The organism is Lacinutrix undariae, from assembly GCF_052934785.1.
In genome coordinates this window covers 2362681-2381097 of the sequence record NZ_CM128809.1, presented here as the reverse complement: position 1 = coordinate 2381097, position 18417 = coordinate 2362681, and the positions used below count along the sequence as shown (strand labels likewise).

General features: G+C 32.3%; 20 protein-coding genes and 1 tRNA gene. 14 read left to right on the top strand and 7 right to left on the bottom strand.

Annotation, left to right across the window (positions count from 1 at the left end; translation table 11 throughout):
• Nucleotides 1-104: 104 nt before the first annotated feature.
• Nucleotides 105-1796 carry a sodium:solute symporter family protein gene (locus ACU4C5_RS10645; RefSeq protein ID WP_446844194.1) on the top strand — a complete coding sequence of 564 codons (1692 nt, stop codon included), beginning with the start codon at nucleotides 105-107 and terminating at the stop codon, nucleotides 1794-1796.
• Entirely contained in the window at nucleotides 1786-2763 is a 978-nt protein-coding gene (locus tag ACU4C5_RS10640; protein WP_446844193.1) for a Gfo/Idh/MocA family protein, read from the top strand. Before ACU4C5_RS10645 ends, ACU4C5_RS10640 begins: the two co-directional genes overlap by 11 nt.
• Nucleotides 2764-2832: 69 nt before the next feature.
• On the opposite strand, the gene ACU4C5_RS10635 is transcribed toward ACU4C5_RS10640, so the two are convergent.
• The gene (locus ACU4C5_RS10635) at nucleotides 2833-3678 is read right to left on the bottom strand and encodes a DUF2911 domain-containing protein (protein WP_446844192.1); all 846 of its coding nucleotides are present in this window, start codon (nucleotides 3676-3678) and stop codon (nucleotides 2833-2835) included.
• A 210-nt stretch (nucleotides 3679-3888) separates the two neighbouring features.
• Here ACU4C5_RS10635 and ACU4C5_RS10630 point away from each other — a divergent pair, with 210 nt between their 5' ends.
• Genes ACU4C5_RS10630 through ACU4C5_RS10605 form a run of 6 tightly spaced genes read left to right on the top strand, consistent with a single transcriptional unit; the run spans nucleotide 3889 to nucleotide 8619 of the window.
• Nucleotides 3889-4545, top strand: coding sequence for a TetR family transcriptional regulator C-terminal domain-containing protein (locus ACU4C5_RS10630; RefSeq protein WP_446844191.1), 657 nt, complete (start codon nucleotides 3889-3891; stop codon nucleotides 4543-4545).
• 4 nt (nucleotides 4546-4549) lie between these two features.
• Nucleotides 4550-5863: an ABC1 kinase family protein gene (locus tag ACU4C5_RS10625; RefSeq protein WP_446844190.1), complete on the top strand. Its 1314-nt coding sequence runs from the start codon at nucleotides 4550-4552 to the stop codon at nucleotides 5861-5863.
• A gap of 9 nt (nucleotides 5864-5872) precedes the next feature.
• Nucleotides 5873-6385 (top strand): glutathione peroxidase, encoded by a 513-nt coding sequence (locus ACU4C5_RS10620; RefSeq protein WP_446844189.1) that lies wholly within the window; start codon nucleotides 5873-5875, stop codon nucleotides 6383-6385.
• Complete coding sequence (locus ACU4C5_RS10615; protein WP_446844188.1) at nucleotides 6385-6849, top strand: TspO/MBR family protein; 465 nt, start codon at nucleotides 6385-6387, stop codon at nucleotides 6847-6849. The genes ACU4C5_RS10620 and ACU4C5_RS10615 overlap by 1 nt, the downstream gene beginning before the upstream one ends.
• Nucleotides 6849-7313 (top strand): SRPBCC family protein, encoded by a 465-nt coding sequence (locus tag ACU4C5_RS10610; RefSeq protein ID WP_446844187.1) that lies wholly within the window; start codon nucleotides 6849-6851, stop codon nucleotides 7311-7313. Before ACU4C5_RS10615 ends, ACU4C5_RS10610 begins: the two co-directional genes overlap by 1 nt.
• Nucleotides 7297-8619, top strand: coding sequence for a cryptochrome/photolyase family protein (locus ACU4C5_RS10605; RefSeq protein WP_446844186.1), 1323 nt, complete (start codon nucleotides 7297-7299; stop codon nucleotides 8617-8619). Before ACU4C5_RS10610 ends, ACU4C5_RS10605 begins: the two co-directional genes overlap by 17 nt.
• Before the next feature lie 66 nt (nucleotides 8620-8685).
• On the opposite strand, the gene murA is transcribed toward ACU4C5_RS10605, so the two are convergent.
• The 3 genes from murA to ACU4C5_RS10590 all read right to left on the bottom strand — a co-directional run bounded on the left by murA (nucleotide 8686) and on the right by ACU4C5_RS10590 (nucleotide 11070).
• Entirely contained in the window at nucleotides 8686-10002 is a 1317-nt protein-coding gene (gene murA, locus ACU4C5_RS10600) for a UDP-N-acetylglucosamine 1-carboxyvinyltransferase (RefSeq protein WP_446844185.1), read from the bottom strand.
• 6 nt (nucleotides 10003-10008) lie between these two features.
• Nucleotides 10009-10671, bottom strand: a complete 663-nt coding sequence (locus ACU4C5_RS10595; RefSeq protein WP_446844184.1) for a DUF4290 domain-containing protein — start codon at nucleotides 10669-10671, stop codon at nucleotides 10009-10011.
• 105 nt (nucleotides 10672-10776) lie between these two features.
• The gene (locus ACU4C5_RS10590) at nucleotides 10777-11070 is read right to left on the bottom strand and encodes a DUF493 family protein (RefSeq protein ID WP_446844183.1); all 294 of its coding nucleotides are present in this window, start codon (nucleotides 11068-11070) and stop codon (nucleotides 10777-10779) included.
• A 68-nt stretch (nucleotides 11071-11138) separates the two neighbouring features.
• Here ACU4C5_RS10590 and ACU4C5_RS10585 point away from each other — a divergent pair, with 68 nt between their 5' ends.
• The 5 genes from ACU4C5_RS10585 (at nucleotide 11139) to ACU4C5_RS10565 (ending at nucleotide 15690) form a co-directional block, all read left to right on the top strand.
• On the top strand, nucleotides 11139-11678 hold the full coding sequence (locus tag ACU4C5_RS10585; protein WP_446844182.1) for an AAA family ATPase: 540 nt from the start codon (nucleotides 11139-11141) through the stop codon (nucleotides 11676-11678).
• Nucleotides 11679-11680: 2 nt separating this feature from the next.
• Entirely contained in the window at nucleotides 11681-13585 is a 1905-nt protein-coding gene (locus ACU4C5_RS10580) for a RecQ family ATP-dependent DNA helicase (RefSeq protein ID WP_446844181.1), read from the top strand.
• Complete coding sequence (gene fmt, locus ACU4C5_RS10575) at nucleotides 13582-14532, top strand: methionyl-tRNA formyltransferase (RefSeq protein ID WP_446844180.1); 951 nt, start codon at nucleotides 13582-13584, stop codon at nucleotides 14530-14532. Before ACU4C5_RS10580 ends, fmt begins: the two co-directional genes overlap by 4 nt.
• 112 nt (nucleotides 14533-14644) lie before the next feature.
• Entirely contained in the window at nucleotides 14645-15004 is a 360-nt protein-coding gene (locus ACU4C5_RS10570) for an HU family DNA-binding protein (protein WP_446844179.1), read from the top strand.
• 128 nt (nucleotides 15005-15132) lie between these two features.
• Nucleotides 15133-15690, top strand: coding sequence for a YqgE/AlgH family protein (locus tag ACU4C5_RS10565; RefSeq protein ID WP_446844178.1), 558 nt, complete (start codon nucleotides 15133-15135; stop codon nucleotides 15688-15690).
• On the opposite strand, the gene ACU4C5_RS10560 is transcribed toward ACU4C5_RS10565, so the two are convergent.
• Both ACU4C5_RS10560 and ACU4C5_RS10555 read right to left on the bottom strand, forming a co-directional pair.
• Entirely contained in the window at nucleotides 15687-16532 is an 846-nt protein-coding gene (locus ACU4C5_RS10560) for an aminotransferase class IV (protein WP_446844177.1), read from the bottom strand. The genes ACU4C5_RS10565 and ACU4C5_RS10560 overlap by 4 nt on opposite strands.
• Before the next feature lie 55 nt (nucleotides 16533-16587).
• A complete protein-coding gene (locus tag ACU4C5_RS10555) occupies nucleotides 16588-16980 on the bottom strand; it encodes an START-like domain-containing protein (protein WP_446844176.1) in 393 nt (130 codons plus the stop codon).
• A 136-nt stretch (nucleotides 16981-17116) separates the two neighbouring features.
• Between ACU4C5_RS10555 and ACU4C5_RS10550 the strand changes: the two genes are divergently transcribed.
• Nucleotides 17117-17190 (top strand) — tRNA-Met (locus ACU4C5_RS10550).
• A gap of 391 nt (nucleotides 17191-17581) precedes the next feature.
• Here ACU4C5_RS10550 and ACU4C5_RS10545 read toward each other — a convergent pair.
• A complete protein-coding gene (locus ACU4C5_RS10545) occupies nucleotides 17582-17833 on the bottom strand; it encodes a hypothetical protein (protein ID WP_446844175.1) in 252 nt (83 codons plus the stop codon).
• Nucleotides 17834-18417 lie beyond the last annotated feature (584 nt).

Sequence of the window (18417 nt, the reverse complement as noted above, 5' to 3'; positions counted from 1 at the left end):
AATCAACACAAAAAACAGCCTTGGCTAAAGCTATACTCATTAGTATTACTAGCTAATATATTTTACATCGCAGTGTTTTACTTTATCATGAAATCGTTTTAATTATGAATACATTAGATTGGCTAGATTGGACGGTTTTAGCAGCAACTTTACTAACCATTGTAGGTTACGGAACTTGGAAAACTAGAGGAAGGCAAAACGTGCAAGATTATGTACGTGGAGGAAATTCTTCAAAATGGTGGACCATCGGTTTATCAGTAATGGCAACGCAAGCAAGCGCCATCACATTTTTATCTACACCTGGGCAAGCCTTCCATGACGGAATGGGGTTTGTGCAATTTTATTTTGGGGTTCCATTAGCAATGGTGATTATCTGTATGGTTTTTATTCCTCTGTATCACCGCCTAAAAGTTTATACTGCTTATGAGTTTTTAGAAAACAGATTCGACCTTAAAACAAGAAGTTTAACGGCAATTTTATTCTTAATTCAACGTGGATTAGCTGCTGGAATCACAATTTACGCACCAGCAATTATCTTATCAGCAATTTTAGGATGGAACCTTACATATTTAAATATCATTATTGGTGTTTTAGTAATTATTTATACCGTTTCCGGAGGAACAAAAGCCGTAAGCATTACTCAAAAGCATCAAATGACGGTGATTTTTACAGGAATGTTTATCGCATTTTTCTTAATTATAAGTTACCTGCCTGAAAATATCACATTTACAAAAGCTTTAGATATTGCTGGAGCGAGTGGAAAAATGGATATTTTAGATTTCTCTTTCAACCTTGAAAACCGTTACACGCTATGGAGTGGTTTAATTGGTGGTACATTTTTAGCCTTATCGTATTTTGGTACAGACCAAAGTCAAGTACAACGTTATCTTTCAGGGAAATCAATTAAAGAAATGCAAATGGGATTGATTTTTAATGGACTTTTAAAAGTACCAATGCAATTCTTTATCTTACTAGTTGGAGTTATGGTATTTGTCTTTTATCAATTTAACAACTCCCCTATTAACTTTAATCCTGCTGCCGAAAAAGCGATTGAAAACTCAGCATACGCTCAAGATTTTCAGGATTTAAAAATAAAACAAGCCGCAATATTTGAAACTAAAAAACAGAATATTGATAGCTATGTCGCAACTAACGATGTAAAATATGCAGAAGCAATTCATCAATCAAATCTTGCTGACGAAGCAAATAGAGAAGCGGCAAAAGTATTAATTCAAAAAGCTGCCGACGAGAAGTTAGTAAGCGTTGAAACCAATGATAAAGATTATGTATTTATTCATTTTATATTGAATAATCTACCACGAGGACTTATTGGTTTACTACTAGCTGTAATTTTAAGTGCTGCCATGTCTAGTACCGCTAGTGAACTTAATGCCCTGGCATCAACAACCTCATTAGATTTATACAAGCGAAGTTTTGCGCAAGGAAAAGACGATACCCATTATGTAAAAGCTACAAAATGGTTCACATTTGGATGGGGAGTTTTAGCCATAATTATTGCCTGTGTGGCATATTTAGCAGACAATTTAATTCAGCTTGTAAATATTATAGGATCTATCTTCTACGGAAATGTTTTAGGGATTTTTCTCCTTGCATTTTTCTTTAAATACGTAAAAGGAAATGCCGTTTTTATAGCCGCATTAGTAACACAAGCCATTGTAATTATTGGATGGTGGTATGATTGGATGCCATATTTATGGTTAAATTTATTTGGATGTTTCTTAGTCATTATTCTTGCATTTATCACTCAAACACTTTTAAAATTGAATGAAAAATAAAACGATACGTTGGGGAATTATAGGTCTTGGGAAAATTGCTAATAAATTTGCTACAGATTTATTAACCATTCCAGAGGCACAACTATATGCTGTTGCGTCTAGAAGTGAAGAAAAATCTAAAGCTTTTGCCAAAAAATATAATGCGGAGATAGCTTATAATTCTTATGAAGATCTAGCAAAAGACCCAAATATTGATGCGGTATATATTGCGACGCCTCATAGTTTTCATAAAGCACACGCCATCTTATGCATGACACATAAAAAAGCGGTATTATGTGAAAAACCATTTGCTATGAATCCAGAAGAAGTGGATGAAATGATTAAATCTTCAAAAGAAAATAAGGTCTTATTAATGGAAGCGCTTTGGACGTACTTCTTACCGCATTACCAAGAACTTTTAAGATTATTAGACACTAAAACCTACGGAGAATTACTTAAAATAGAATCGGATTTTGGTTTTAAACCCGAAATAGACATGAGTTCGCGGGTGTTTAAAAAATCGTTAGGTGGAGGAAGTCTTTTAGATATTGGAATTTATCCTGTATTTTCAGCACTTTCAACTTTAGGAACCCCAGAAAGTATAGACGCAAAAGCCACTTTTTTTGATAATAACGTTGATGCAACCTGTGATATGGTTTTCAACTATAAAAACGATGTAAAGGCTTATTTAAAAAGTACACTTTTAGAACAAACACCTACCGAAGCTGTTTTTTATTGCCAACAGGCTAAAATAACTTTAAACACCAGATTTCATCAACCATCAAATATTACAATTACAACAAATGATGGCATTGAAAACACTTTAAATTTTGACTGCACAACTATTGGTTATAATTTTGAAACTATTCATTTTAATCAACTTTTAAGAGAAGGCAAAACCGAAAGTGATATTATGACATTTGCGTTTAGTAAAACACTTATAAAAACATTACAAAACGTAAGTAAAACTATAGGTTTACACTATTAACTACACACCTATTTTCATAAAAAAAGCGCAACCTAACGGCTGCGCTTTTTTGATATATATAATTAAATATTACATTGCTCCCCATTCTGTAAGAGAATCTGTATTCATTTTCACGTAATCTTGATTTCCTGCTTTCTCAGCACCTTTAAGAGATAATTTAGCCGCTTTAATCGCTCCTTTTTTATCTCCAATTTTAGCATAAATTAATGATTGTTTTCTGTACTGCCAAAATGCAGGAGCTTCAGTCATTTCAATAGCTTGATCAATCCATTCTTTAGCTTGTTTGATATCTTTTCCTTCTTCAAAATAATATACTGCAGAAGCGTAATAATCTCTAGCTGATGGGCCTTTCATTGTATTTACAATAGCCGTAGAAACTTTTGCATCAGTTGGTACATTAAAAGGAACTGCAACATAAGTTTTTCCCCAAATAATCTCTAAACTTGCACCATTATTAGAAATACTATTAATATCTATAGTAAATGTTTCTACATTATAAGGAATTGGAAATGATTTAACAGTTGCTTTTGCAGCTACTTTACTGTCATCCCATTTTTGAGGCGCTCCCCAATTACTCGTATCGGTGTAAAAGTAAATATCCCAATTGTCTTTTCCTGGTTTAGAGAAAATCGCATAAGAACCAGCTTTTAAAGTTTGCCCACTAACCGTTACATCATCACTAAAAGTAATTATTGTATTGTTGTTAGCTCCTGTTCTCCATACTTTTCCAAAAGGCACTAAATCACCCATAATCTCTCTTCCTCTAACGCCCGGACGAGAATACTCTAAAGTAATATCAGTTAAACCTACCTTCTGTTCTACCTTACTAAAAGGACTTGGTTGTGGTGTTTCAATTTGCGCATTTACAGTAAATGAAAATGTAATAGCAGCAACTAAAAGTAAAATCTTTTTCATAGTTTTCTTTTTAAATTTATTGGCATAAAGTTACATATTAGTCTGCCTGAAAACGTTAACAAAACCTTAAAAATAACTTGATCCTATTATAATTTAAACAGCCATTTTATCTCCATTTTAGTACTGAAATAATATTCCTTTAAAACTTTTGTTTAACTTTAACAATAAAACCTTAAACATTTCGTATTTTTATATCATAAATAGAAGGTTATGGCTAAAAAGAAAAAAAAATCGACAGAAGACATTATCACTCATTACATGGATTATGTACTAATTCATGGTGAAAAACCAAAATCGGTATACAGTTATGCTAAAGAATTAGAGATTGAAGAACAGGAATTTTATACACACTTTAGTTCTTTTGAAGCTTTAGAAATAAAAGTTTTTGAACTTTTTTTTACCGAAACATTAAAAACATTGCAAAAGAGTGAAGATTACGAAAGTTTTGATTCTAGAAACAAACTATTGAGTTTCTATTATACATTTTTTGGAAACTTAACAGCCAATAGAAGCTATGTAATTATGAGTTTAGAGAAAGGAAAAGCAAATTTAAAAAGCTTGAAAACCTTATCTAATTTAAGACAGCATTTTACGGCTTATATCACAGCTTTAAAAATAGAAACCTTTTCTATTGATCAAGAAAAAGTTAAAGAATTTCAGCAAAAAGCAATTAGTGAATCGGCATGGGTACAATTATTAATAACTATGAAATTCTGGATGGACGATACATCGGCAGATTTTGAAAAGACAGATATTTTTATTGAAAAATCTGTTAATACCAGTTTCGATTTAATAAACACCGAAGCGTTAAAAAGTATTGTTGATTTAGGAAAATTTCTATTTAAAGAAAAAATCCAAACCAAATAAGCCTATGAAAACTTTAGATAAAATTCCGACATCAAAAATACAACGCGCTTCAAAACTGGTAACAACCGGCGCAAAAGTAGGTGTAAATTATTTAAAATATTATGGCGACAAACTCACTAAAACGGAGTTAGAAGCCAAAGAGCGTTTAAATAATAATAACGCCGAAGATATTTACGACGGCCTAAAACAACTTAAAGGAAGTGCGCTAAAAGCGGCACAAATGTTAAGTATGGAAAAGAGTTTACTGCCACAAGCTTATGTAGATAAATTTTCGCTATCACAGTTTTCTGTACCGCCTTTATCTCCCGCTTTGGTAGTTAAAACCTTTCAAAAGTATTTTGGAAAATCTCCAGAGGCTATTTTTGATCGTTTTGATACTTCAGCAGTAAATGCAGCGAGTATTGGTCAAGTACATATTGCCGAAAAAGACGGCAAAAAGTTGGCTGTGAAAATTCAATATCCTGGAGTTGCAGATAGTATTTCAACAGATTTAGCAATGGTAAAACCTATTGCCATGAAAATGTTTAATATGAAAGGGAAAGACTCCGATAAATACTTTAAAGAAGTTGAAGGAAAACTTATTGAAGAGACCAATTATATTTTGGAAGTAGAACAAAGTAACGAAGTTGTGGACTCTTGTGCGCATATTCCTAACCTTTTATTTCCTAGATATTATAAAGAGTTATCCTCTGACCGTATTATCACTATGGATTATATGGAAGGTGAGCATCTTTCGGAGTTTACAGCTCATAACACCAATGAAACTGTAGCAAACACAATAGGTCAAGCACTTTGGGATTTTTATATGTATCAAATACATAACTTAAAAAAAGTACATGCAGATCCGCATCCTGGTAATTTTTTAGTGTCGAAAGAAGGCAAATTAATTGCTTTAGATTTTGGGTGTATGAAGGTTATTCCTGAAACATTTTACATCCCTTATTTTGAATTAGTACAGAAAGATACATTAACAAATCCTGTATTATTTAAAGAGAAACTTATTGCTTTAGAAATTATTCGTGAAGACGATACCAAAGAAGAACAAGCTTTTTTTACCGATATGTTTGGCGAATTACTTCGCATTTTCATACAACCATTACAAGCTGAAGTTTTTGATTTTTCAGATCCAGAATTCTTTAAGCAAATTAGTGATTTGGGTGAAAAATATTCAAAAGACACCAGCATCAGAAAAATGAATGGAAACAGAGGGTCACAACATTTTATTTATATGAATCGTACATTTTTTGGACTTTACAATTTAATGCACGATCTAAAATCAAAAGAAATTAAAATCAATAATTATCACACACTCGCTTAATTATATATTATGTTTTTTTTCAACTGTTACTCAAAACCCAAAGCGCCAACGTATCCTATTTATAATATTAAAATACATAGTTTAACTGGCGCTATTATAAATCTTTCTGATTTTAAAGGGAAAAAAATACTGTTTATAAATACGGCTTCTGCTTGCGGTTTTACGCCACAATACAAAGAATTACAAGAATTACATGACACTTATAAAGACCAGTTAGTTATTATTGGCTTGCCATGTAATCAATTTGGTAGTCAGGAATCTGGCACAGAGAAAGAGATTTCTTCTTTTTGTCAGGTAAATTATGGCGTAAGTTTTTTAATGACCGAAAAAATTGAGGTTAAAGGCGAAAAGCAACACCCACTTTACCAATGGTTAACTAAAAAAGAAATTAATGGCGCTAAAAATTCTACTGTAAAATGGAATTTTCAAAAATATTTAGTGGATGAAAATGGCAGATTAATAGATTATTTTTATTCCACCACCACGCCTTTAAGTTCAAAAATTACTAAGCATTTAAAATAATGAAATTCACAAAACTCCTTATCTTATTTTTAGTACTCAACTTAGGGGCATTAGCTCTAGGGAGTTGGTTAATGGATAGCGGACCAACCGCTAGTTGGTACACAAACCTCAACAAAGCACCTTGGACACCTCCAAGTTGGGTTTTTGGAGCGGCATGGACAACCATAATGATTTGTTTTTCGGTGTATTTAGCCTATCTTTTTAAAGGCTTTAATACCATATCAAAACAAATAGTTTACGGGATTCAGCTAGTTTTAAATGTAAGTTGGAACTATGTGTTTTTCAATCAGCATTGGGTTACACTAGGGCTAATAACTATAATAACATTAACCGCAGTATTATTTTATATGTTTTTCAAATACCAAAAGCAGTACATCAAAAACACAAGATATTTATTACTCCCGTACATGATTTGGCTTTGTATTGCAACATCACTAAATGCCTATATTTTAATTTATAATTAATGAAAATTTACAGATTACATAAAACGCAAAAGTTACCCATCTCGGTAGATACCGCTTGGGAATTTTTATGCGACCCTAAAAACCTAAAAGAAATCACACCCAATTATATGAGTTTTGATATTCTTTCGGGAGCAGAAAAAGCCATGTATCCAGGGCAAATTATTCAATATATAGTCACACCTGTTTTGGGAATAAAAACAAAATGGGTTACAGAAATTACGCATGTAAAAGACAAAAAATATTTTGTTGACGAGCAACGTTTTGGTCCTTATGCCTTATGGCATCATAAACATTTTATTCATGAAATAGATGGCGGCGTGGAGATGGAAGATATTATAGATTATAAACTTCCCTTCGGAATTTTAGGCCAACTCGCACATCCTATTATTGTAAAACCTAAACTTGAAAGTATTTTTGAATACAGACAACATAAACTTATAGAACGCTTTGGAAACTTTAAATAACACAAAACAATCGGTAAACATATTTTGGTTTAGGCGCGATTTAAGATTAGATGATAATAAAGCCCTTTTTGAAGCCTTAAAAAGTGATAAGAAAGTATTACCAATCTTTATTTTTGATAAAAATATTTTAGAAAACTTAGCTAAAGATGATGCCCGTGTAAATTTTATACATGAAACACTTCAGGAAATAAACCGTACGCTGCAAAATTCTTACGGAAGTAGTATAGCGATGTTTTATAATGAGCCTAAAACCGTTTTTAAAACCCTTGCCGAAACGTATAATATTGACACTGTTTTTACCAACAGGGATTATGAACCTTACGCTAAAACTAGAGATACCGAAATAAACACACTGCTTAATGCTTATAATATTGAATTAAAAACCTACAAAGATCATGTGATTTTTGAGACTAATGAAGTTACCAAGAAAGATGGTAAACCTTATTTAGTGTACACACCGTTTATGAAAACGTGGAAAACCAAATTCAGCACCATTACACTCGATAACTTTGATACTTCAGCCTATTTTAATAATTTAATTGAAGACACAAAACAACCAAATTTAAGTTTAGAAGCTATTGGTTTTTCAAAATCTAATCAGAAAATAGCCCCTTACAAAGTCACTTCAACACTAATACAAGATTACGAAGCTAAACGAGATTTTCCTGCAAAAGATGCCACATCAAAACTAGGAACTCATTTGCGTTTTGGTACGGTTAGTATTCGTAAAATGGTTGCAAAAGCTATAGCTGAAACTAATGAGATATTTTGGCAAGAATTAATATGGCGTGAGTTTTTTACACAAATATTATGGCATTTCCCTGAAACGCTTACATATAGTTTTAAACCTAAATACGACGGAATTAAATGGCGAAATAATGAAGCAGAATTTCAATTATGGTGCGAAGGTAAAACGGGGTATCCGTTAGTGGATGCAGGAATGAGAGAACTTAATACTACAGGATTTATGCATAATAGAGTACGCATGCTTGTTGGTAGTTTTTTATGTAAACATTTATTGATTGATTGGCGTTGGGGAGAAGCTTATTTTGCCGAAAAACTTCACGATTACGAAATGGCAAGTAATGTTGGTAATTGGCAATGGGTAGCCGGTTGCGGTGTGGATGCAGCACCTTATTTTAGAATTTTTAATCCTACAACACAAATTAAGAAGTTTGATAGTGATTTGGCATACATAAAAAAATGGGTTCCAGAGTTTCAAGAACTTACCTATCCTACGCCAATGGTAGATCATAAAGAAGCTAGAGAACGCTGCTTAACAACCTACAAAGCGGCATTAAACTAAAAAGCTCAATAAAAAAAAGCCTTGATACAATATCAAGGCTTTTATATTTTATAATGAAAACTGAGATTAATTACCTTCTACTCTAGTAATTTTAGCGCCAATAGCTCTTAATCTTTCGTCTATATTTTCGTAACCTCTATCTATTTGTTCAATATTATGAATTGTAGATGTGCCTTTTGCAGATAATGCAGCAATTAAAAGAGATACACCCGCTCTAATATCTGGCGATGTCATGGTTGTTGCTTTTAATTGTGATTGGTAATCATGCCCAATAACACTAGCTCTATGCGGATCACAAAGAATAATTTTTGCCCCCATGTCAATTAATTTATCGACAAAGAATAAACGGCTTTCAAACATTTTTTGATGAATAAGCACACTTCCTTTTGCCTGTGTAGAAATCACTAAAACAATACTTAATAAATCTGGAGTAAACCCTGGCCATGGCGCATCTGCAATAGTTAAGATTGACCCATCAATATAATTTTGTATTTCGTAACCATCTTTATGAGCAGGAATGTAAATATCATCACCTCTTCTTTCAATAGTAATCCCTAGTTTTCTAAACACATCAGGAATTTGCCCTAAATCATCCCAACTTACATTAGTAATAGTTAGTTCACTTTTAGTCATAGCCGCAAGACCAATCCAACTTCCAATTTCAATCATATCAGGAAGCATACGATGCTCTGTTCCGCCTAAATGATCAACACCTTCAATAGTTAACATATTAGATCCTACACCAGAGATTTTGGCTCCCATGCGATTTAACATCTTACATAATTGTTGCAAATAAGGTTCGCAAGCGGCGTTGTAAATAGTTGTAGTACCTTCAGCTAAAACAGCAGCCATAACAATATTTGCTGTTCCTGTTACTGAAGCTTCATCAAGAAGCATGTAAGTTCCTTGTAATTTATCGGCTTCAACACCGTAAAAATAATCTTCACGATTATATCGGAATTTAGCGCCTAATTTTATAAAACCTTCAAAGTGCGTATCCAAACGACGACGTCCTATTTTATCACCTCCTGGTTTTGGGATATACCCTTTTCCAAAACGTGCTAATAAAGGGCCAACAATCATAATTGAACCTCTTAATCCTTTTCCGTCTTCTTTAAACTCTGCAGATTCAAGATATTTTAAATTAACCTCATCAGCTTTAAAAGAATATGATCCTTTACCGAGTTTGCTAATTTTTACACCTAGTTTTTTTAGTAATGCTATTAATTTATTAACATCAATAATATCTGGGATATTGTTAATGATTACCTCTTCAGGTGTTAATAAAACAGCACATAAAATTTGTAATGCTTCGTTTTTTGCGCCTTGAGGTTGTATTTTACCTTTTAATTGGTGACCTCCTTCTATTATAAATGTAGCCATATAATGTTAGTAGCGTTTTCTATTATTATTAGTATTACGATTAGTGTTGTTGCTTTTCTTATGAACTGGTTTTTTAGTATTTGAAGTATACTTTTTCTTTGATTTAAGCAAGCTTGTAGCGTCAGATAAGTCTTCTTCTCCTTCTTTTAAGTTGATTTTACCATCAGACAGTTCAAATAAATGATTAAAAATCACCGCATCTTCTACGGTGTCTTTATTCCAATTTAAGAAACATTTTTTCATATGATTAGCAATAGTAAACACCAATGCCTCTTTAAGATCTCCATCTTCCCATGTATTAGCAACGTCAATCATCGTCTTAATATTGTTTCCGTAAAAACGATATTTCGGATAACTTTGCGGGTACTCTAAAGGTTCAGGACTTGCTTGAATTTGTTCTCTAGAAGGTTTATCGTATGGTGAATCTACATCAAGATCAAAATCAGCCATAATAAATAGCTGATCCCAAAGTTTATGTTGAAAATCGGGAACATCACGTAAATGTGGTTGCAAATTCCCCATCACAGCAATAATTGCTTTCGAAACCTTATTACGTTCTTCTTTGGTCTCTTGCGCTTTTGCATAATTAATCATCTTCTGCAAATGTCTTCCATACTCAGGAATAATTAAATGCTCGCGCTCTGTATTGTACTCTAAATTGTCTATCAAAATAAAAAAATGTGTAGTATTTGTGTTTAATGCATGTAGTAAGTTATGCATTAGGTGTGCAAAATACAAAAAAAAATGAATAGTTGAAACTATTCGCCTATAGGATTATAAGCTAATTACACCTTCAACATTAGCACTCACTTCTTGATATTTTTCAACAACGGCTTCTGGATCTTTCATCGTTACATCAATAGAAATACTTGTATACTTCCCATTTTTTGATGGCATCGTTTTAATTACAGCTCCCATATCATTAAATAAACCTTCAATTTCGGCTATTTTATGAGAGTCTGTTTTTACTATAAATTTATATAAATACTCTGACGGCCAAGTCGCTGTATCGTATAATTGACTTTTTAATTTTTTATAAAATTCTTCGGCTTTATTATTATCTGACATTGATTTTTTTTTAGGAGTGTAAAGATACATTTTTAAATTACTACTTTTACAGCTAAAATCTTGCCAAATTGAGTACACATAAAATTGTCATAACAGGAGGACCAGGAACGGGGAAATCTTCTATTATAAATGAATTAAAACATAGAAAGCATTTTTGCTTTGATGAAATATCGCGTCAAGTCATCCTAGATGCTAGAGAAAACGGAACAGAGCAACTCTTTTTAACAGAGCCGCTTTTGTTTAGTCAACGCCTTTTAAAAGGAAGAATAGATCAGTATGATGCGGCTGAAAAAAGCACTTCTGAAATCGTGTTTCTAGATCGAGGAATTCCTGATATTATTGCATACATGGATTATATTGGTGACACCTATCCTGATGAATTTGTTGCTGGATGCTCCGAAAAACCTTATACACAAGTGTTTATTTTAGCGCCTTGGGAAGACATTTTTGTTAGCGACTCTGAGCGTTATGAAAACTTTGAACAAGCCGTTGAAATTCACAAACATTTAGTGGCCGCCTACAAGCGTTTTAACTACCATTTAGTTAATGTCCCCTTTGGAACTATTGAAGAACGTACCAACTTTATTTTAGAATCGCTAAATTTATAGTGATGCAACATCCTATACAAGTTTTAGAACAATACTTTAATCACACCTCTTTTAGACCGCTACAAGAAGACATTATCAATGCGGTTTTGGCAAACGAAGATACTTTTGCTTTGCTACCTACAGGAGGAGGAAAATCAGTATGTTTTCAAATTCCAGCACTTATAAAAGAAGGAATTTGTATTGTAGTGTCACCATTGGTGGCATTAATGAACGATCAGGTAAATCATTTAAACGAAAAAGGCATTAAAGCTATGGCGCTTACTAGCGGACTTTCGTTTGACCGTCTAGATACCCTTTTAGACAACTGTATTTATGGTAATTATAAATTTTTATACTTATCACCAGAACGTTTGCAACAACAACTTGTACAAGATCGCATACAACAAATGAACGTTAACCTTATTGCGGTTGACGAAGCGCATTGTATCAGCCAGTGGGGAAATGATTTTAGACCCGCTTATAAAAACATTTCTATTTTAAGAGAATTACACCCTACAGTAAACGTTATTGCACTTACAGCAACCGCAAAACCTGAGGTAGTTACCGAAATTATTAAAGAATTAGATTTTATAGCTCCAAAAATATTTAGAGCCTCTTTTACACGACCAAATATTGCCTATATTGTTTTAGAAACCGAAGATAAAAACTACAAGTTACTTCAAATTTTAAAAGTACATAAAGGCCCTTCTATTATTTATGTTAGAAATAGAAAAGCCACCATTGAAATCAATAATTTATTGAATGACAAAGGATTTTCGAGCACTTTTTTTCACGGTGGAATAAATACAAAAGATAAAGAAGAACGTTTACACCAATGGACCAATAACCAAAAAGAAATCATGGTAGCCACTACCGCTTTTGGAATGGGAATTGATAAACCTGATGTAAAAACGGTAATTCATATAAACTTACCCGAAAGCTTAGAAAGCTACTACCAAGAAGCCGGAAGAGCAGGTAGAAATAACGAAAAAGCATTTGCGGTTATTCTGAAAAATAAATCGGATGACGACCATTTAAAACATCAGTTTTTAAACAGCTTACCATCTATTGATTATTTAAAACTCATTTACCGAAAGCTCTGTAATTATTTTCAGATTTCTTATGGTGAAGGTGCCCAGGTTTCTCAACAATTCAACTTTATTGATTTTTGTAAAGTCTATAAATTTAAACCTGCCATTACATATAATGCGCTGCAATTATTAGATAGAAATAGTATTATCTCTTTATCTCAACAATTTAATTACAGTAGTAAATTACAGTTTATAGTGAGCAATAAAGCATTGTTTAGCTATATGGAAACACATCAGCAGTTTTCGGTAATTGTAAAATCTATTTTAAGAACCTATGGGGGAATTTTTGAGCATTTACTGAAAATTAATATTTCGTTAATCGAAAAAAAAGCAGGCGCTAGCGAAAAGCAAATTATTGGTGCCTTACAACAATTAGAAAAAGATGAGATTGTAACCTTTCAGTTTTCTAATACAGATTCTGAAATCACCTTTTTACAACCTCGTGAAGACGAAAAAACCATCAATAGAATTGCAAAAAACGTGGTACAACAGCACGAACTAAAACACAATCAAATACAAGCTGTAATTTCTTACACAAGTAATAACGAGCTGTGTAAAAACATTCAAATACTTAACTATTTTGGAGAAGAAAGCAATGTAAATTGCGGGATATGTTCGGTCTGTCTTTCAAAAGAGAAACAAAAAAACAATGTTGATTTCAAAACAATTAAAAACAGCATAATCGTTGCCCTACAATCACAACCATTAACTTCAAGGCAACTTATTGAAACCTTATCCTATAACGAAAAAGAGGTATTACACATCATAAAATTACTGGTAGAACACCAAATATTAGACATTACACCAACAAACACTTATAAATTAAAACACACATGACAGACGGCTTAAAAATTATTTTTATGGGAACTCCAGATTTTGCTGTAGACACCTTAAAAACGCTCGTTGAACACAACTATAATGTGGTTGGAGTTATTACTGCTCCCGATAAACCTGCAGGACGTGGGCGAAAATTAAACGAATCTGCGGTAAAAAAATACGCACAATCGCAAAATTTAAACATCTTACAACCTACCAATTTAAAGGCTGAAGAGTTTATTGAAGAATTAAAAGCTCTAGAAGCCGACTTACAAATTATTGTAGCCTTTAGAATGTTACCAGAAGTGGTATGGCGCATGCCTAAACAAGGTACATTTAACCTACACGCCTCTTTACTCCCACAATACAGAGGAGCAGCACCAATACATTGGGCCGTTATTAATGGCGAAACAAAAACAGGAGTCACCACCTTTTTTATTGATGATAAAATTGATACGGGAGCTATTATTTTACAAAAAGAAATAGACATCACTCCAAACGAGACCGTAGGAACGCTTCACGATAAATTAATGACGCTTGGTAGCGCTTTAGTAATTGAAACCGTAAAACGTATTGAAAATGGTAACATCACCACCTCAGTACAACCACAAAATAGCGATTTAAAAACAGCTTACAAATTACATAAAGAAAACACTAAGATTGATTGGTCGCAACCTTTAGATACCATTTACAATAAAATACGTGGCTTAAACCCGTTTCCCTCTGCTTGGTGTGAGTTAAAAAACAACGATGACACGTTGAATGTGAAAATTTTTGGTATTGAAAAGGAAATAGAATCACATAACCATGAAACTGGAAAAATTATAGCTGATAAAAATGAGTTAAAAATTTCAGTACAAAACGGTTACATTGTTGTAAAAGAAATACAACTACCTGGAAAACGAAAAATGGAGGTGAAATCATTATTAAATGGCTTTAATTTTTCAGACGATGCCAAAGTGCTCTAAACCCTCACTATCACTGAGATGCTAAAAAAGCTACAAAAAAACACACTCTTTATTAACAAACAACAAAAGTTATTAACAATAATCCGAATTTCCCACGCTATTACTTGCATGATTGAATAATCCTTATAATTTTGTAGGAGGATATAACAAAAAACAAGTTAAACCGACAAATCATTTAATAATCAAAAAATACAATTTTATGAACAAAACAGATTTAATCAATGGAATGGCAGAAAATGCAGGAATCACAAAAGCTGCAGCAAAAAAAGCTTTAGATTCTTTATTAATTGATATTGAAGGTGCTTTACAAAAAGGAAACAGAGTATCTTTAGTAGGTTTTGGTTCTTGGTCAGTATCTAAAAGATCTGCAAGAGAAGGAAGAAACCCACAAACAGGTAAAACAATACAAATCAAAGCTAAAAACGTAGTAAAGTTTAAAGCTGGATCTGATTTAAGTAATGCTGTAAACTAATTACACGTTATTTCACATAAAAAAAACCCACTTATTTAAGTGGGTTTTTTATTTTCTTAACGATATGTTAAAAAAATGTTTGGTTTTTTAACATATATGTTTTAGTTTTAGTTGAAATAACCAACGATATGATAACAACACACCCTAAAAAAGGTCATTTATTGATTGCAGAACCATCAATAATTGGCGATATGTCGTTTAATAGATCAGTGATTTTACTTGCCGACCATACCCAAGAAGGATCTATAGGATTTATACTAAATAAACCTTTAAAATACACATTAAAGGATCTAATTGAAACCTCATCAGAATTTAAAATTTTTAATGGCGGCCCTGTAGAACAGGATAATCTTTATTTTATACACAAAGTCCCACACTTAATACCTAATAGTATTGAAATATCTAAAGGTATATACTGGGGTGGTAACTTTGAAGTTGTTTTAGATTTAATTGAATCGCATAAAATAACTGCTGCAGACATTCGCTTTTTCTTAGGATATTCTGGTTGGGAACCTTCTCAATTAGATGAAGAGCTAGAATCTAACGCCTGGGTAGTTTCAAAAAATAGTTATAAAAATGATTTAATTGAAAAAAGCTGCCAAACATTTTGGAAAGAAAAAATGCTAGAATTAGGTGGCGATTACAGCATATGGTCTAATGCGCCAGAAAATCCTAGCTATAACTAAGACAACCTTACGGCAACATTTAATTTCTTTAATAATAATTGCGCAACATCTGTTTCAAATGTCTTTTTACGATATTTTGTAATGGGTTGAATTCCTACAATAATATTTGTTGTGAATAACTCGTCGGCTTTTTGCAATTCAAAAGGAGAGATTGAAGTTTCTTCAATTTCAAAACCTTCTAATTTTTCAATAGCTTCAATGATTTGTTTTCTTAAAATCCCTTTAATGCAACCATCTTCTAATGGCGGGGTCTTAATAAGATGACCTTTAACTAGAAATATATTTCCATTTAAAGCCTCTATAACGTTTTTATTGGTATTAAGCAGTAAACAGTTATCTAACTTGTTTTCTTGCGCGTAAATACTACCTAAAACGTTTATGATGCGGTTGTTTGTTTTCAATGTACTTAACAATCCTGGAGCAACATAAAAATCTTTAAACAAATCTACCGTACAGTCTGCCGAATCTATACTATAAAAATCACTTTCTAAAGCAGATACCACAATACTATAGTTGATGGTTTTAGCAATAGGCATGTATTTTCCACCTTCTCCTCTATCAATATTAAGGCGTACACGAACGGTACGTTTTGATAGGTTATTAGCTGCAATAGTTTTTAATATTTCACTTTGAAGTATTTCCATAGTGAACGACATTGGTATCTCCATTCGTAAAATACGCATTGAAGACATAAGTCTAAAATAATGATCCTCCCAAAATAAAATTTTACCATGTACCACTTTAAGAGTTTCAAAAAGTGCATCACCGTATTTATAGCCTCTATTATCTGTAATTGAGGCGTTGTCGCTTGTTGTAAGGATATCTCCGTTTAAATTAATCATAAAAAAAGTCTCGATTAAAAATCGAGACAAAGATATAATTTATATTAAAGTAAATCTAGGCAGAACCTAAAACTTGCTTTAAACTTGAAACTTGGTTTTCCCAAAGCATCTTAGCTTCGTCTACCTCATCGTCATCAGCGTAATCTGTAATCACCAAAGAAACATCTTTTGTAATCTCATCCACCTGAATTTTTATTTCGAAAAAACAACTTTCACCATCTTCATCATCAGCAAGCCATCTAAATTTTATGCGTTCGCCACTCTTTTTGCTTAGCATTTTAGCTGTTTCTTCGCTTCCATCCCAAATAAAAGTGTACATCTCTCCTCTTGAGTTAACGTTGTCTGCAAACCATTCAGAAAGACCTGAAGGTGTTGATATATATTGATATAATAACTGCGGTGAGGCGTGTATTGGGAATTCTACTTCGAATTTTATTTTATCGTCCATGTGTAACTTTATTATGAGGCTCAATATATACATTAATTATTGAGTTTTAAACTTATTTCATTAAAAAATATTTTTATTGTTTTTTGTTTGTGTAATACAAAATAGTTTATATCTTTGCACCCGCAGAAATGCATATGGCGAGGTAGCTCAGCTGGTTAGAGCGTCGGATTCATAACTCGGAGGTCATGGGATCGTGCCCCATTCTCGCTACATTTATAATCAGTTAAAATTAAACGGTTTAGTTCACTCTAAACCGTTTTTTTATGCTTACACTTAACGCTTTTGTGACTATTTAACGGAATTTGGCACATAATTTGGTACGCAAAAAAGATTTTTCACCGGCTAAAATTTATACTACTAAAGGCCATTTTTAAAAAAGCTCATATCTTTATTTTGCTTTTTGAGACCTAAAAACAGGCAAACTTAAACGTTAAAAAAAATATTTATAGCAAAATCAATACTATAAAAAAGACCTTTTATCTCCTTACCGAAGAAAACTTTTAAAATTATTAAATACTGGCTATAATCCGCATTTTGATAATACTGTTTTATACCAAGATTAAGCAGGCTATTACAGACTTCAACGGATAATGAGCTTACATCATCCTATCCACCCGTATCGCGAAGTATTCCAACAAAAAATAAACCTAATACTAATAGACCATTCAGCTAATTCTTTATTGAATTTGGCTATTATTTCATTATATGTTTTTCCTTCAATAAAATAACCCTCGTTCATTTTTAAGCTACCAAAATTCCATTTCTCAAACTCCTTAAACGCATAACTAATAGCAGTATCTTTTTTATGACTTTCTAAATAAAATACAAGAATATAAGACGTTAACTTCTGCATGTCCCTAAAATTAACTGATAGTTTTTATGATTCTAAAAAACATGTATTCTTTCATTCCATATTACACTTGGAGCGTCATCAAAATTAACAACATCATTCCATACATTTTTCCAATTATCAATAAAATTTTCTTTACAATCTCTTAACGAAGGTATTTCTACAATAAATCTTAAAATTCTATCTAAAAAATCAAGATCTAATTTATTATTTCTAAGGTTTTGAAAACTATTATTACCAGCAGCTATTAATCTAAAGTTTGTTTTTCTGGTTCTAATGATCCTAACGGATAGTAATGCCCTGTTTGTAATACCTATATCAAATTACGCTGAAGTGATTTAGATAAACCTTGTACTTCATCTAAAAACAAAACCCCACAATTTTTAAAATTTGATAAAATTCCTTCTTTATCATTATCATCTGGTTTTTGATGCAACTTTATGTTTTCTAACAACTTTATCGCTGCATAATATTGCGGAAATAACGACACACAATTTTATAAATATTGTTATCTAATTCTGAATAATCAATAAGATGAATATACAAGTCTTTTTGAGAACGGTCTTCTCGCTCTAACTGGAAGCCAT

Coding starts and splice junctions, on each gene's coding strand:
- ACU4C5_RS10645 (WP_446844194.1), top strand. CDS start 105: ATGAATACATTAGATTGGCTAGATTGGACGGTTTTAGCAGCAACTTTA.
- ACU4C5_RS10640 (WP_446844193.1), top strand. CDS start 1,786: ATGAAAAATAAAACGATACGTTGGGGAATTATAGGTCTTGGGAAAATT.
- ACU4C5_RS10635 (WP_446844192.1), bottom strand. CDS start 3,678: ATGAAAAAGATTTTACTTTTAGTTGCTGCTATTACATTTTCATTTACT.
- ACU4C5_RS10630 (WP_446844191.1), top strand. CDS start 3,889: ATGGCTAAAAAGAAAAAAAAATCGACAGAAGACATTATCACTCATTAC.
- ACU4C5_RS10625 (WP_446844190.1), top strand. CDS start 4,550: ATGAAAACTTTAGATAAAATTCCGACATCAAAAATACAACGCGCTTCA.
- ACU4C5_RS10620 (WP_446844189.1), top strand. CDS start 5,873: ATGTTTTTTTTCAACTGTTACTCAAAACCCAAAGCGCCAACGTATCCT.
- ACU4C5_RS10615 (WP_446844188.1), top strand. CDS start 6,385: ATGAAATTCACAAAACTCCTTATCTTATTTTTAGTACTCAACTTAGGG.
- ACU4C5_RS10610 (WP_446844187.1), top strand. CDS start 6,849: ATGAAAATTTACAGATTACATAAAACGCAAAAGTTACCCATCTCGGTA.
- murA (WP_446844185.1), bottom strand. CDS start 10,002: ATGGCTACATTTATAATAGAAGGAGGTCACCAATTAAAAGGTAAAATA.
- ACU4C5_RS10590 (WP_446844183.1), bottom strand. CDS start 11,070: ATGTCAGATAATAATAAAGCCGAAGAATTTTATAAAAAATTAAAAAGT.
- ACU4C5_RS10580 (WP_446844181.1), top strand. CDS start 11,681: ATGCAACATCCTATACAAGTTTTAGAACAATACTTTAATCACACCTCT.
- fmt (WP_446844180.1), top strand. CDS start 13,582: ATGACAGACGGCTTAAAAATTATTTTTATGGGAACTCCAGATTTTGCT.
- ACU4C5_RS10565 (WP_446844178.1), top strand. CDS start 15,133: ATGATAACAACACACCCTAAAAAAGGTCATTTATTGATTGCAGAACCA.
- ACU4C5_RS10560 (WP_446844177.1), bottom strand. CDS start 16,532: ATGATTAATTTAAACGGAGATATCCTTACAACAAGCGACAACGCCTCA.
- ACU4C5_RS10555 (WP_446844176.1), bottom strand. CDS start 16,980: ATGGACGATAAAATAAAATTCGAAGTAGAATTCCCAATACACGCCTCA.
- ACU4C5_RS10545 (WP_446844175.1), bottom strand. CDS start 17,833: ATGCAGAAGTTAACGTCTTATATTCTTGTATTTTATTTAGAAAGTCAT.